At 51.9% G+C, this 14,420-nt stretch carries 11 protein-coding genes; 9 read left to right on the top strand and 2 right to left on the bottom strand.

Features of this window, described 5'->3' with window-relative positions; all coding sequences use genetic code 11:
• From tuf to rpoC, 9 genes are all read left to right on the top strand, one after another.
• On the top strand, positions 1-1,050 hold a 1,050-nt coding region (gene tuf / locus OGX89_RS01105), incomplete at its 5' end, for an elongation factor Tu (RefSeq protein ID WP_063942044.1).
• 230 nt (positions 1,051-1,280) lie between these two features.
• Positions 1,281-1,664, top strand: a complete 384-nt coding sequence (secE, locus tag OGX89_RS01100) for a preprotein translocase subunit SecE (protein WP_003033128.1) — start codon at positions 1,281-1,283, stop codon at positions 1,662-1,664.
• A gap of 1 nt (position 1,665) precedes the next feature.
• A complete protein-coding gene (gene nusG / locus OGX89_RS01095) occupies positions 1,666-2,211 on the top strand; it encodes a transcription termination/antitermination protein NusG (protein ID WP_003033125.1) in 546 nt (181 codons plus the stop codon).
• 154 nt (positions 2,212-2,365) lie between these two features.
• Positions 2,366-2,794: a 50S ribosomal protein L11 gene (rplK, locus tag OGX89_RS01090; RefSeq protein ID WP_003033122.1), complete on the top strand. Its 429-nt coding sequence runs from the start codon at positions 2,366-2,368 to the stop codon at positions 2,792-2,794.
• 3 nt (positions 2,795-2,797) lie between these two features.
• Complete coding sequence (gene rplA, locus OGX89_RS01085) at positions 2,798-3,505, top strand: 50S ribosomal protein L1 (RefSeq protein ID WP_003033119.1); 708 nt, start codon at positions 2,798-2,800, stop codon at positions 3,503-3,505.
• Positions 3,506-3,919: 414 nt separating this feature from the next.
• Positions 3,920-4,417 (top strand): 50S ribosomal protein L10, encoded by a 498-nt coding sequence (gene rplJ / locus OGX89_RS01080; RefSeq protein ID WP_001207203.1) that lies wholly within the window; start codon positions 3,920-3,922, stop codon positions 4,415-4,417.
• 66 nt (positions 4,418-4,483) lie between these two features.
• Positions 4,484-4,849 carry a 50S ribosomal protein L7/L12 gene (rplL, locus tag OGX89_RS01075; protein ID WP_003033114.1) on the top strand — a complete coding sequence of 122 codons (366 nt, stop codon included), beginning with the start codon at positions 4,484-4,486 and terminating at the stop codon, positions 4,847-4,849.
• Positions 4,850-5,169: 320 nt separating this feature from the next.
• Complete coding sequence (rpoB, locus tag OGX89_RS01070) at positions 5,170-9,198, top strand: DNA-directed RNA polymerase subunit beta (protein WP_003033111.1); 4,029 nt, start codon at positions 5,170-5,172, stop codon at positions 9,196-9,198.
• Between the two features lie 76 nt (positions 9,199-9,274).
• Positions 9,275-13,498: a DNA-directed RNA polymerase subunit beta' gene (gene rpoC, locus OGX89_RS01065; RefSeq protein ID WP_003826919.1), complete on the top strand. Its 4,224-nt coding sequence runs from the start codon at positions 9,275-9,277 to the stop codon at positions 13,496-13,498.
• Positions 13,499-13,599: 101 nt separating this feature from the next.
• Here the strand turns inward: rpoC and OGX89_RS01060 are convergent, their stop codons facing one another.
• Complete coding sequence (locus OGX89_RS01060; RefSeq protein WP_003826916.1) at positions 13,600-13,917, bottom strand: PTS lactose/cellobiose transporter subunit IIA; 318 nt, start codon at positions 13,915-13,917, stop codon at positions 13,600-13,602.
• 4 nt (positions 13,918-13,921) lie between these two features.
• Positions 13,922-14,227 carry a PTS sugar transporter subunit IIB gene (locus OGX89_RS01055; protein ID WP_003033102.1) on the bottom strand — a complete coding sequence of 102 codons (306 nt, stop codon included), beginning with the start codon at positions 14,225-14,227 and terminating at the stop codon, positions 13,922-13,924.
• Positions 14,228-14,420: the final 193 nt, after the last annotated feature.

Genomic DNA, 14,420 nt, shown 5'->3' with positions numbered 1-14,420 from the left:
GCATTCGACCAGATCGATAACGCGCCGGAAGAAAAAGCTCGTGGTATCACCATCAACACTTCTCACGTTGAATATGACACCCCGACTCGCCACTACGCACACGTAGACTGCCCGGGCCACGCCGACTATGTTAAAAACATGATCACCGGTGCTGCGCAGATGGACGGCGCGATCCTGGTTGTTGCTGCGACTGACGGCCCGATGCCGCAGACTCGTGAGCACATCCTGCTGGGTCGTCAGGTAGGTGTTCCGTACATCATCGTGTTCCTGAACAAATGCGACATGGTTGATGACGAAGAGCTGCTGGAACTGGTAGAAATGGAAGTTCGTGAACTTCTGTCTCAGTACGATTTCCCGGGCGACGACACTCCGATCGTTCGTGGTTCTGCTCTGAAAGCGCTGGAAGGCGAAGCAGAGTGGGAAGCGAAAATCATCGAACTGGCTGGCTTCCTGGATTCTTACATCCCAGAACCAGAGCGTGCGATTGACAAGCCGTTCCTGCTGCCTATCGAAGACGTATTCTCCATCTCCGGTCGTGGTACCGTTGTTACCGGTCGTGTAGAGCGCGGTATCATCAAAGTTGGTGAAGAAGTTGAAATCGTTGGTATCAAAGAGACTGCTAAGTCTACCTGTACTGGCGTTGAAATGTTCCGCAAACTGCTGGACGAAGGCCGTGCTGGTGAGAACGTTGGTGTTCTGCTGCGTGGTATCAAACGTGAAGAAATCGAACGTGGTCAGGTACTGGCTAAGCCGGGCTCTATCAAGCCGCACACCAAGTTCGAATCTGAAGTGTACATTCTGTCCAAAGACGAAGGCGGCCGTCATACTCCGTTCTTCAAAGGCTACCGTCCGCAGTTCTACTTCCGTACTACTGACGTGACTGGTACCATCGAACTGCCGGAAGGCGTAGAGATGGTAATGCCGGGCGACAACATCAAAATGGTTGTTACCCTGATCCACCCAATCGCGATGGACGACGGTCTGCGTTTCGCAATCCGTGAAGGCGGCCGTACTGTTGGTGCGGGCGTTGTTGCCAAAGTAATGAGCTAATTGCCGAATAACATTTGACGCAATGCGCAATAAAAGGGCATCATTTGATGCCCTTTTTGCACGCTTTCACACCAGAACCTGGCTCATCAGTGATTTTTTTTGTCATAATCATTGCTGAGACAGGCTCTGAAGAGGGCGTTTAGTCCGAAACGCACCAGAGCATTTCGGTTTGGATCGCCTCGCTTACGCGGGGTGAAAATGTTTGTAGAATACTTCTGACAGGTTGGTTTATGAGTGCGAATACCGAAGCTCAAGGAAGCGGGCGCGGCCTGGAAGCGATGAAGTGGGTTGTTGTCGCTGTATTGCTGCTTGTAGCTATCGTTGGCAACTACCTCTATCGTGACATGATGCTGCCGCTGCGTGCGCTGGCCGTAGTGATTCTGATTGCCGCAGCGGGTGGTGTCGCGCTGTTGACAACAAAAGGTAAAGCGACCGTTGCTTTTGCCCGTGAAGCGAGAACCGAAGTCCGTAAGGTCATTTGGCCAACTCGCCAGGAAACATTGCACACCACATTAATTGTGGCTGCGGTTACCGCAGTAATGTCACTGATCCTGTGGGGACTGGATGGTATTCTGGTTCGCCTGGTATCCTTTATCACTGGCCTGAGGTTCTAAGATGTCTGAAGCCCCTAAAAAGCGCTGGTACGTCGTTCAGGCGTTTTCCGGTTTTGAAGGCCGCGTAGCCACGTCGCTGCGCGAATATATCAAGTTACAAAATATGGAAGAGCTGTTTGGCGAAGTCATGGTGCCGACCGAAGAAGTGGTCGAAATCCGTGGTGGCCAGCGTCGCAAGAGCGAACGTAAATTCTTCCCGGGCTATGTACTGGTCCAGATGGTGATGAATGACGCAAGCTGGCACCTGGTGCGCAGCGTGCCGCGTGTGATGGGCTTTATCGGCGGTACATCTGACCGTCCGGCGCCGATCAGCGACAAAGAAGTTGATGCGATCATGAACCGTCTGCAGCAGGTTGGCGATAAACCACGTCCGAAAACGATGTTTGAGCCAGGTGAAATGGTTCGCGTTAGTGACGGTCCGTTTGCTGACTTTAACGGTGTGGTTGAAGAAGTGGACTACGAGAAGTCCCGCCTGAAAGTCTCTGTTTCTATCTTCGGTCGCGCGACCCCAGTAGAACTGGACTTTGCCCAGGTAGAAAAAGCCTAAACAGCGATCAAAAAAGCGGCGATTTAATCGTTGCACAAGGCGCGAGATTGGAATACAATTTCGCGCCTTTTGTTTTTATGGGCCCTGTCCGTAAAACGAATTTAATCACGGGGAGCCTCCTTGAGGCGCTATAACCCAACTAGAGGAATTTAGAATGGCTAAGAAAGTCCAGGCCTACGTCAAGCTGCAGGTTGCAGCTGGTATGGCTAACCCGAGTCCGCCGGTAGGTCCAGCACTGGGTCAACAAGGCGTGAACATCATGGAATTCTGCAAAGCGTTCAACGCAAAAACTGATTCCATGGAAAAAGGTCTGCCGATCCCGGTTGTTATCACCGTTTACGCTGACCGTTCTTTCACTTTCGTTACCAAAACGCCTCCGGCAGCAGTTCTGCTGAAGAAAGCGGCTGGTATCAAGTCTGGTTCCGGCAAGCCGAACAAAGACAAAGTGGGTAAAATTTCCCGCGCTCAGCTGCAGGAAATCGCGCAGACCAAAGCTGCCGACATGACTGGTTCCGACATTGAAGCGATGACTCGCTCCATTGAAGGTACTGCACGTTCCATGGGCCTGGTAGTGGAGGACTAAGAAATGGCTAAACTGACCAAGCGTATGCGCGTGATCCGTGACAAAGTTGATGCAACTAAACAGTACGACATCAACGAAGCTATTGCTCTGCTGAAAGAGCTGGCCACTGCTAAATTCGTAGAAAGCGTAGACGTTGCCGTTAACCTCGGCATCGACGCTCGTAAATCTGACCAGAACGTACGTGGTGCAACTGTACTGCCGCACGGTACTGGCCGTTCCGTTCGCGTAGCCGTATTTGCCCAGGGCGCAAACGCTGAAGCTGCTAAAGCTGCAGGCGCTGAGCTGGTAGGTATGGAAGATCTGGCTGACCAGATCAAGAAAGGCGAAATGAACTTTGACGTTGTTATTGCTTCCCCGGATGCAATGCGCGTTGTTGGCCAGCTGGGTCAGGTTCTGGGCCCGCGCGGCCTGATGCCAAACCCGAAAGTTGGTACTGTAACCCCTAACGTTGCTGAAGCAGTTAAGAACGCTAAAGCAGGTCAGGTTCGTTACCGTAACGACAAAAACGGCATTATCCACACCACCATCGGTAAAGTGGATTTTGACGCTGACAAACTGAAAGAAAACCTGGAATCTCTGCTGGTTGCGCTGAAAAAAGCGAAACCGACTCAGGCTAAAGGCGTGTACATCAAGAAAGTTAGCATCTCCACCACCATGGGTGCTGGTGTTGCCGTTGATCAGTCCGGTCTGACTGCGACTGTGGCGAACTAATATTCGCCTTTACGTGGGCGGTGATTTTGTCTACAATCTTACCCCCACGTTTCTGCTAATTGCAGACGTATATCCGAGATATTCAGGCTGTGGCAAGGCGACAACTGAGTGAATCGCCAGGAGCATAGTTAACTATGTGACTGGTGTGAACTAAGGCAGTCAACGCCGTCACAGATTGAATAGCGACAGATAGACAAGATTTGTTCGTTGGAGCCTGGCCTATCCAGGCCTCCGTCGAAGACCGCAGGTGTTTCGTAAGAAACTTAATGCCCTGCGTAGACGGTGACAGAACGCTAAGATTATTTCTGATACTCTGGCTTGTTTCTGCTCACCGTATTTAGACGCTCTCTCAGTTGGGGAGAGTGAAGTGAGTTCCGGAACATGAGTTCCGGCAAACATCCAGGAGCAAAGCTAATGGCTTTAAATCTTCAAGACAAACAAGCGATTGTTGCTGAAGTCAGCGAAGTAGCCAAAGGCGCGCTGTCTGCAGTAGTTGCGGATTCCCGTGGCGTAACTGTAGATAAAATGACTGAACTGCGTAAAGCAGGTCGTGAAGCTGGCGTATACATGCGTGTTGTTCGTAACACCCTGCTGCGCCGCGTCGTTGAAGGTACTCAGTTCGAGTGCCTGAAAGACACGTTTGTTGGTCCGACCCTGATTGCATACTCTATGGAACACCCGGGCGCTGCTGCTCGTCTGTTCAAAGAGTTCGCGAAAGCGAATGCAAAATTTGAGGTCAAAGCCGCAGCCTTTGAAGGTGAATTGATCCCGGCATCGCAAATCGATCGCCTGGCAACTCTGCCGACCTACGAAGAAGCAATTGCACGCCTGATGGCAACCATGAAAGAAGCTTCGGCTGGCAAACTGGTTCGTACTCTGGCTGCTGTACGCGATGCGAAAGAAGCTGCTTAATCGCAGTTATCTTTCTCAAGCATCTGCTTACGTATAAACTTATTCTGATTTTCAGGAACAATTTAAATGTCTATCACTAAAGATCAAATCATTGAAGCAGTATCCGCTATGTCCGTAATGGACGTTGTAGAACTGATCTCTGCAATGGAAGAAAAATTCGGTGTTTCCGCTGCTGCTGCTGTAGCTGTAGCTGCTGGCCCGGCTGAAGCTGCTGAAGAAAAAACTGAATTCGACGTAATTCTGAAAGCTGCTGGCGCTAACAAAGTTGCTGTAATCAAAGCAGTACGTGGCGCAACTGGCCTGGGTCTGAAAGAAGCTAAAGACCTGGTAGAATCTGCTCCGGCTGCCCTGAAAGAAGGCATCAGCAAAGACGACGCAGAAGCACTGAAAAAATCTCTGGAAGAAGCTGGCGCTGAAGTTGAAGTTAAATAAGCCAACTTTTCTGGTTGCAGCCTAAGAAATTAGGCTGATGGCTGGTGACTTTTTAGTCACCAGCCTTTTTGCGCTGTAAGGCGCCAGTAGCATTTCACACTGTTTGACTACTGCTGTGCCTTTCAATGCTTGTTTCTATCGACGTCTTAATATACTGCGACAGAGCATCAGTTCTGTGTAAATCGCAATGAAATGGTTTAAGCGTGATAGCAACAGGCATTGCGGAAAGTATTCGATTTTCCGGTCAACAAAATAGTGTTGCACAAACTGTCCCTTCGTCGGACAGATGGGTCGACTTGTCAGCGAGCTGAGGAACCCTAATGGTTTACTCCTATACCGAGAAAAAACGTATTCGTAAGGATTTTGGTAAACGTCCACAAGTGTTGGACATACCTTATCTCCTTTCTATCCAGCTTGACTCGTTTCAGAAGTTCATCGAGCAAGATCCTGAAGGGCAGTATGGTCTGGAAGCAGCTTTCCGTTCCGTTTTCCCGATTCAGAGCTACAGCGGTAATTCCGAGCTGCAATACGTCAGCTACCGCCTTGGCGAACCGGTGTTTGACGTTCAGGAATGTCAGATCCGTGGCGTGACCTATTCCGCACCGCTGCGCGTAAAACTGCGTCTGGTGATCTACGAGCGCGAAGCGCCGGAAGGCACCGTAAAAGACATTAAAGAACAAGAAGTCTACATGGGCGAAATTCCGCTCATGACTGACAACGGTACCTTTGTAATCAATGGTACTGAGCGTGTTATCGTTTCTCAGCTGCACCGTAGTCCTGGCGTCTTCTTTGACTCCGACAAAGGTAAAACCCACTCTTCGGGTAAAGTGCTGTATAACGCGCGCATCATCCCTTACCGTGGTTCCTGGCTGGACTTCGAATTCGATCCGAAGGACAACCTGTTCGTACGTATTGACCGTCGCCGTAAACTGCCTGCGACCATTATTCTGCGTGCACTGAACTACACCACTGAGCAGATCCTTGACCTGTTCTTTGAAAAAGTTGTTTTCGAAATTCGTGACAACAAGTTGCAGATGGAACTGGTGCCGGAACGCCTGCGTGGTGAAACCGCATCCTTTGACATTGAAGCTAACGGCAAAGTCTACGTCGAAAAAGGCCGTCGCATCACTGCGCGCCACATTCGCCAACTGGAAAAAGACGATATCAAACATATCGAAGTTCCGGTTGAATACATTGCTGGTAAAGTTGCTGCTAAAGACTACGTTGACGAATCTACTGGCGAGCTGATCTGCGCAGCTAACATGGAGCTGAGCCTGGATCTGCTGGCTAAGCTGAGCCAGTCTGGTCACAAGCGTATCGAAACGCTGTTCACTAACGATCTGGACCACGGTCCGTACATTTCTGAAACTGTACGTGTTGACCCAACCAACGATCGTCTGAGCGCACTGGTAGAAATCTACCGCATGATGCGTCCTGGTGAGCCGCCGACTCGTGAAGCTGCTGAAAGCCTGTTCGAGAACCTGTTCTTCTCCGAAGACCGCTATGACCTGTCTGCGGTTGGTCGTATGAAGTTCAACCGTTCTCTGCTGCGCGACGAAATCGAAGGTTCCGGTATCCTGAGCAAAGACGACATCATCGAAGTGATGAAGAAGCTCATCGATATCCGTAACGGTAAAGGCGAAGTCGATGATATCGACCACCTCGGCAACCGTCGTATCCGTTCCGTAGGCGAAATGGCGGAAAACCAGTTCCGCGTTGGCCTGGTACGTGTTGAGCGTGCGGTGAAAGAGCGTCTGTCTCTGGGCGATCTGGATACCCTGATGCCTCAGGATATGATCAACGCCAAGCCGATTTCTGCAGCAGTGAAAGAGTTCTTTGGTTCCAGCCAGCTGTCTCAGTTTATGGACCAGAACAACCCGCTGTCTGAGATTACGCACAAACGTCGTATCTCCGCACTCGGCCCAGGCGGTCTGACCCGTGAACGCGCAGGCTTCGAAGTTCGAGACGTACACCCGACTCACTACGGTCGCGTATGTCCAATCGAAACGCCTGAAGGTCCGAACATCGGTCTGATCAACTCCCTGTCCGTGTATGCACAGACTAACGAATACGGCTTCCTCGAGACTCCGTACCGTAAAGTGACCGACGGTGTTGTAACTGACGAAATTCATTACCTGTCTGCTATCGAAGAAGGCAACTACGTTATCGCTCAGGCGAACTCCAACCTGGATGACGAAGGCCACTTTGTAGAAGATCTGGTTACCTGCCGTAGCAAAGGCGAATCCAGCTTGTTCAGCCGCGACCAGGTTGACTACATGGACGTATCCACCCAGCAGGTGGTATCCGTCGGTGCGTCCCTGATCCCGTTCCTGGAACACGATGACGCCAACCGTGCATTGATGGGTGCGAACATGCAACGTCAGGCGGTTCCGACTCTGCGCGCTGATAAGCCGCTGGTTGGTACCGGTATGGAACGTGCTGTTGCCGTTGACTCCGGTGTTACTGCAGTGGCTAAACGTGGCGGTACTGTTCAGTACGTGGATGCTTCCCGTATCGTTATCAAAGTTAACGAAGACGAGATGTACCCGGGCGAAGCAGGTATCGACATTTATAACCTGACCAAATACACCCGTTCTAACCAGAACACCTGTATCAACCAGATGCCTTGCGTATCTCTGGGCGAGCCGGTTGAACGTGGTGATGTGCTGGCTGACGGTCCGTCCACCGACCTCGGTGAACTGGCGCTGGGTCAGAACATGCGCGTGGCATTCATGCCATGGAATGGTTACAACTTCGAAGACTCCATCCTCGTATCCGAGCGTGTTGTCCAGGAAGACCGTTTCACCACCATCCACATTCAGGAACTGGCATGTGTGTCCCGTGACACCAAGCTGGGGCCAGAAGAGATCACCGCTGACATCCCGAACGTGGGTGAAGCTGCGCTCTCCAAACTGGATGAATCCGGTATCGTTTATATCGGTGCGGAAGTGACCGGTGGCGACATTCTGGTTGGTAAGGTAACGCCGAAAGGTGAAACCCAGCTGACGCCAGAAGAGAAGCTGCTGCGTGCAATCTTCGGTGAGAAAGCGTCTGACGTTAAAGACTCTTCTCTGCGCGTGCCAAACGGTGTTTCCGGTACGATTATCGACGTTCAGGTCTTTACTCGCGATGGCGTAGAAAAAGACAAACGTGCGCTGGAAATCGAAGAGATGCAGCTGAAGCAGGCGAAAAAAGACCTGTCTGAAGAACTGCAGATCCTCGAAGCTGGCCTGTTCAGCCGTATCTACGCTGTGCTGGTTTCCGGTGGTGTTGAAGCTGAGAAGCTCGACAAACTGCCGCGTGACCGCTGGTTAGAACTCGGCCTGACCGACGAAGAGAAACAGAATCAGCTGGAGCAACTGGCTGAGCAGTACGACGAACTGAAACACGAATTCGAGAAAAAACTCGAAGCGAAACGCCGTAAAATCACTCAGGGCGACGATCTGGCACCGGGCGTGCTGAAGATTGTTAAGGTTTATCTGGCGGTTAAACGTCGGATCCAGCCTGGTGATAAGATGGCAGGTCGTCACGGTAACAAGGGTGTAATCTCTAAGATCAACCCGATCGAAGATATGCCACACGATGCTAACGGTACGCCGGTAGATATCGTACTGAACCCGCTGGGCGTACCATCGCGTATGAACATCGGTCAGATCCTTGAAACCCACCTGGGTATGGCTGCAAAAGGTATCGGCGATAAGATCAACGCCATGCTGAAACAGCAGCAGGAAGTCGCGAAACTGCGCGAGTTCATCCAGCGTGCTTACGATCTGGGTTCAGATGTTCGTCAGAAAGTTGACCTGAATACCTTCAGCGATGAAGAAGTTCTGCGTCTGGCTGAAAACCTGAAAAAAGGTATGCCGATCGCAACGCCGGTATTCGACGGTGCGAAAGAGTCTGAAATCAAGGAACTGTTACAGCTGGGTGGCCTGCCGACTTCCGGTCAGATCACACTGTTCGACGGTCGTACCGGTGAGCAGTTCGAGCGCCAGGTTACCGTTGGCTACATGTACATGCTGAAACTGAACCACCTGGTTGATGACAAGATGCATGCGCGTTCTACCGGTTCTTACAGCCTGGTTACTCAGCAGCCGCTGGGTGGTAAGGCGCAGTTCGGTGGTCAGCGCTTCGGGGAGATGGAAGTGTGGGCGCTGGAAGCATATGGCGCAGCATACACCCTGCAGGAAATGCTCACCGTTAAGTCTGATGACGTGAACGGTCGTACTAAGATGTATAAAAACATCGTGGACGGCAACCATCAGATGGAACCAGGCATGCCGGAATCCTTCAACGTACTGTTGAAAGAGATTCGTTCGCTGGGTATCAACATCGAGCTGGAAGACGAGTAACTCTCGATCAAACAGGTCACTGGTGCTGGCGTAACAGCCAGCGCCAGATTGTGCTAACTCCGACGGGAGCAAATCCGTGAAAGATTTATTAAAGTTTCTGAAAGCGCAGACTAAAACCGAAGAGTTTGATGCGATCAAAATTGCTCTGGCCTCGCCAGACATGATCCGTTCATGGTCTTTCGGTGAAGTTAAGAAGCCGGAAACCATCAACTACCGTACGTTCAAACCTGAACGTGACGGCCTTTTCTGCGCCCGTATCTTTGGGCCGGTAAAAGACTACGAGTGCCTGTGCGGTAAGTACAAGCGCCTGAAACACCGTGGTGTGATCTGTGAGAAGTGCGGCGTTGAAGTGACCCAGACTAAAGTACGCCGTGAGCGTATGGGCCACATCGAGCTGGCGTCTCCGACTGCTCATATCTGGTTCCTGAAATCTCTGCCGTCCCGTATCGGTCTGCTGCTTGATATGCCGCTGCGCGATATCGAGCGCGTACTGTACTTCGAATCTTATGTAGTTATCGAAGGCGGTATGACTAACCTGGAACGTCAACAGATCCTGACTGAAGAGCAGTATCTGGACGCGCTGGAAGAATTCGGTGACGAATTCGACGCGAAGATGGGTGCGGAAGCTATCCAGGCTCTGCTGAAAAGCATGGATCTGGAGCAAGAGTGTGAAACTCTGCGTGAAGAGCTGAACGAAACCAACTCTGAAACCAAGCGTAAGAAGCTGACCAAGCGTATCAAACTGCTGGAAGCCTTCGTACAGTCTGGCAACAAGCCAGAGTGGATGATCCTGACCGTTCTGCCGGTTCTGCCGCCAGATCTGCGTCCGCTGGTTCCGCTGGATGGTGGTCGTTTCGCAACATCGGATCTGAACGATCTGTATCGTCGCGTTATCAACCGTAACAACCGTCTGAAGCGTCTGCTGGATCTGGCTGCGCCGGACATCATCGTACGCAACGAAAAACGTATGCTGCAGGAAGCGGTTGACGCCCTGCTGGATAACGGTCGTCGCGGTCGTGCGATCACCGGTTCTAACAAACGTCCTCTGAAATCTTTGGCCGACATGATCAAAGGTAAGCAGGGTCGTTTCCGTCAGAACCTGCTCGGTAAGCGTGTTGACTACTCCGGTCGTTCTGTAATCACCGTAGGTCCATACCTGCGTCTGCATCAGTGCGGTCTGCCGAAGAAAATGGCACTGGAACTGTTCAAACCGTTCATCTACGGCAAGCTGGAACTGCGTGGCCTGGCCACCACCATCAAAGCCGCTAAGAAAATGGTTGAGCGTGAAGAAGCTGTCGTTTGGGATATCCTGGACGAAGTTATCCGCGAACACCCGGTACTGCTGAACCGTGCACCAACACTGCACCGTCTGGGTATCCAGGCATTTGAACCGGTACTGATCGAAGGTAAAGCTATCCAGCTGCACCCGCTGGTTTGTGCGGCATATAACGCCGACTTCGATGGTGACCAGATGGCTGTTCACGTACCGCTGACGCTGGAAGCCCAGCTCGAAGCGCGTGCGCTGATGATGTCTACCAACAACATCCTGTCTCCGGCGAACGGCGAACCTATCATCGTTCCGTCTCAGGACGTTGTATTGGGTCTGTACTACATGACTCGTGACTGTGTTAACGCCAAAGGCGAAGGCATGGTGCTGACTGGCCCGAAAGAAGCTGAGCGTATCTATCGCGCAGGTCTGGCCTCTCTGCATGCGCGCGTTAAAGTGCGTATCACCGAATACGAAAAAGATGAAAACGGCGAATTCGTTGCGAAAACCAGCCTGAAAGACACGACCGTTGGCCGTGCAATTCTGTGGATGATCGTACCGAAAGGTCTGCCTTTCTCCATCGTCAACCAGGCGCTGGGCAAGAAAGCTATCTCCAAAATGCTGAACACCTGTTACCGCATTTTGGGCCTGAAGCCGACCGTTATCTTCGCTGACCAGACAATGTACACCGGCTTTGCATATGCAGCGCGTTCAGGTGCATCTGTTGGTATTGATGACATGGTCATCCCAGAGAAGAAACACGAGATCATCTCTGAAGCGGAAGCTGAAGTTGCTGAGATCCAGGAGCAGTTCCAGTCTGGTCTGGTAACCGCAGGCGAACGCTATAACAAAGTTATCGATATCTGGGCTGCGGCGAACGATCGTGTATCCAAAGCGATGATGGATAACCTGCAAACTGAAACCGTTATTAACCGTGACGGCGTAGAAGAGCAGCAGGTTTCCTTCAACAGCATCTACATGATGGCCGACTCCGGTGCGCGTGGTTCTGCAGCACAGATTCGTCAGCTGGCCGGTATGCGTGGTCTGATGGCGAAGCCAGATGGCTCCATCATCGAAACGCCAATCACCGCGAACTTCCGTGAAGGTCTGAACGTACTCCAGTACTTCATCTCTACTCACGGTGCTCGTAAAGGTCTGGCGGATACCGCACTGAAAACAGCGAACTCCGGTTATCTGACTCGTCGTCTGGTTGACGTCGCGCAGGACCTGGTTGTTACTGAAGACGATTGCGGCACTCTGGAAGGCATCACCATGACCCCGGTTATCGAGGGTGGTGACGTTAAAGAGCCGCTGCGCGATCGCGTTCTGGGTCGTGTAACTGCTGAAGACGTTCTGAAGCCGGGTACGGCGGATATTCTGGTTCCACGCAACACGCTGCTGCACGAACAGTGGTGTGATCTGCTGGAAGAGAACTCCGTAGACTCCGTTAAAGTCCGTTCCGTTGTATCTTGTGACACTGACTTTGGTGTATGTGCGCACTGCTATGGTCGTGACCTGGCGCGTGGCCACATCATCAACAAAGGTGAAGCAATCGGCGTTATCGCGGCACAGTCCATCGGTGAACCGGGTACACAGCTGACGATGCGTACGTTCCACATCGGTGGTGCGGCATCTCGTGCGGCTGCTGAATCCAGCATCCAGGTGAAAAACAAAGGTAGCATCCGTCTGAGCAACGCGAAGTCGGTTGTGAACTCCAGCGGTAAACTGGTTATCACCTCACGTAACACCGAACTGAAACTGATCGACGAATTCGGCCGTACCAAAGAAAGCTATAAAGTGCCTTACGGCTCCGTTATGGCGAAAGGTGATGGCGAACAGGTTGCTGGCGGCGAAACCGTAGCAAACTGGGATCCGCACACCATGCCGGTTATCACCGAAGTGAGTGGTTTCGTCCGCTTTACTGACATGATCGACGGCCAGACCATTACTCGTCAGACCGACGAGCTGACCGGTCTGTCTTCTCTGGTGGTTCTGGATTCTGCAGAGCGTACTGCGGGTGGTAAAGACCTGCGTCCGGCACTGAAAATTGTTGATGCTCAGGGCAACGACGTTCTGATCCCAGGCACCGATATGCCTGCTCAGTACTTCCTGCCGGGTAAAGCGATTGTTCAGCTGGAAGATGGCGTACAGATCAGCTCTGGTGACACCCTGGCGCGTGTTCCGCAGGAATCCGGCGGTACCAAGGATATCACCGGTGGTCTGCCGCGCGTTGCGGACCTGTTCGAAGCACGTCGTCCGAAAGAGCCGGCAATCCTGGCTGAAATCAGCGGCATCATTTCCTTCGGTAAAGAAACCAAAGGTAAACGTCGTCTGGTTATCACCCCGGTAGACGGTAGCGAACCTTACGAAGAGATGATTCCGAAATGGCGTCAGCTCAACGTGTTCGAAGGTGAACGTGTAGAACGTGGTGACGTGGTTTCCGACGGTCCGGAAGCGCCGCACGACATCCTGCGTCTGCGTGGTGTGCATGCTGTAACTCGTTACATCGTTAACGAAGTTCAGGACGTATACCGTCTGCAGGGCGTTAAGATTAACGATAAACACATCGAAGTTATCGTTCGTCAGATGCTGCGTAAAGCCACCATCGAAAGCGCTGGTAGCTCCGACTTCCTGGAAGGCGAGCAGGTTGAATACTCCCGCGTCAAGATCGCAAACCGCGAGCTGGAAGCGAACGGCAAAGTGGGTGCAACGTTCTCCCGCGATCTGCTGGGTATCACCAAAGCGTCTCTGGCAACCGAGTCCTTCATCTCTGCAGCATCGTTCCAGGAAACCACGCGTGTCCTGACCGAAGCAGCTGTTGCAGGTAAACGTGATGAACTGCGCGGTCTGAAAGAGAACGTCATCGTGGGTCGTCTGATCCCGGCAGGTACTGGTTATGCGTACCACCAGGATCGTATGCGTCGTCGCGCAGCGGGCGAACTGCCAGCTGCACCGCAGGTAACTGCTGAAGATGCGTCTGCCAGCCTGGCAGAACTGCTGAACGCAGGCCTGGGCGGTTCTGACAACGATTAATCGTTGCCGACCATAATAAAAACCCGCTTCGGCGGGTTTTTTTATGTCTATGTTATTTCTGATGGCGATTATCAGGTCTACGAAACCATCCGGCAGTGTCATTAATTTACCGGTGGTAACCGCCGATAAAGCTCAATCATATCGCCGGCCAGATCCTGAATCACCATGGCATTCATCAGGTGGTCCTGCGAATGAACGGTGATGAGATTAACCGGTAGTTTGCCGGTACCTTCATCAATGCCGATCAGCTGGGTCTGGATTTTATGTGCCTGTTTGACGTACTCGCGTGATTCCGTCATTGCTTGTTCTGCAGCGGAGAAATCACCCTTACGAGCCAGTTGCAGTGCCGTCAGGGCCTGGCTGCGTGCAGCGCCAGCGTTTACCAATAACTCCATGATGATCGTTTCTAACTCTTCCATACCATCACTCCAGTAGTTTCAGCGCCTTATCCAGTACCGCATCGCCTTTCATCATGCCGTAATCCATCATGTCGATAACGGCGACCTTTTTGCCTAGTGGGTCGGCGATCGCCTGTAGCTTGGCCTGTTCATACTTAACCTGTGGACCGAGCAAAACGATATCCGCTGTAGCGATATTCTCTTCAAACTCGGCCACCGGGACGGCTTTGATGGTGACGTCGACGCCTTTTTTCTGGGCGGCATCTTTCATCCTTTGCACCAGCATGCTGGTGGACATTCCGGCGGCACAGCATAAAACGATGTTTTTCATAAGCAGTCTCGATCAACATGTGTGAATTGATAATTATCGCGAGCCAGCTATAGCAACAACTGCTTTGCAACGAATGTGTGCAAGGCATCACAAAGAAAGCCGCTTTTTCTGAAACCGGTTACAAAAAGAGGCAGAACCCTGCGATCTGGACCAGGGCCAGCGGCTTTTTGACTCGCTTATCACATGCTGGAAT

Origin of the sequence: Citrobacter sp. Cpo103 (assembly GCF_030332605.1) — a bacterium.
Taxonomy (GTDB): Bacteria; Pseudomonadota; Gammaproteobacteria; order Enterobacterales; family Enterobacteriaceae; genus Citrobacter; species Citrobacter portucalensis.
This window is presented reverse-complemented; position numbering and strand designations above follow the sequence as displayed.

Bases quoted from the DNA above. Each gene is read 5' to 3' on its own strand.
- secE (WP_003033128.1), top strand. From the start codon at position 1,281: ATGAGTGCGAATACCGAAGCTCAAGGAAGCGGGCGCGGCCTGGAAGCG.
- nusG (WP_003033125.1), top strand. From the start codon at position 1,666: ATGTCTGAAGCCCCTAAAAAGCGCTGGTACGTCGTTCAGGCGTTTTCC.
- rplK (WP_003033122.1), top strand. From the start codon at position 2,366: ATGGCTAAGAAAGTCCAGGCCTACGTCAAGCTGCAGGTTGCAGCTGGT.
- rplA (WP_003033119.1), top strand. From the start codon at position 2,798: ATGGCTAAACTGACCAAGCGTATGCGCGTGATCCGTGACAAAGTTGAT.
- rplJ (WP_001207203.1), top strand. From the start codon at position 3,920: ATGGCTTTAAATCTTCAAGACAAACAAGCGATTGTTGCTGAAGTCAGC.
- rplL (WP_003033114.1), top strand. From the start codon at position 4,484: ATGTCTATCACTAAAGATCAAATCATTGAAGCAGTATCCGCTATGTCC.
- rpoB (WP_003033111.1), top strand. From the start codon at position 5,170: ATGGTTTACTCCTATACCGAGAAAAAACGTATTCGTAAGGATTTTGGT.
- OGX89_RS01060 (WP_003826916.1), bottom strand. From the start codon at position 13,917: ATGGAAGAGTTAGAAACGATCATCATGGAGTTATTGGTAAACGCTGGC.
- OGX89_RS01055 (WP_003033102.1), bottom strand. From the start codon at position 14,227: ATGAAAAACATCGTTTTATGCTGTGCCGCCGGAATGTCCACCAGCATG.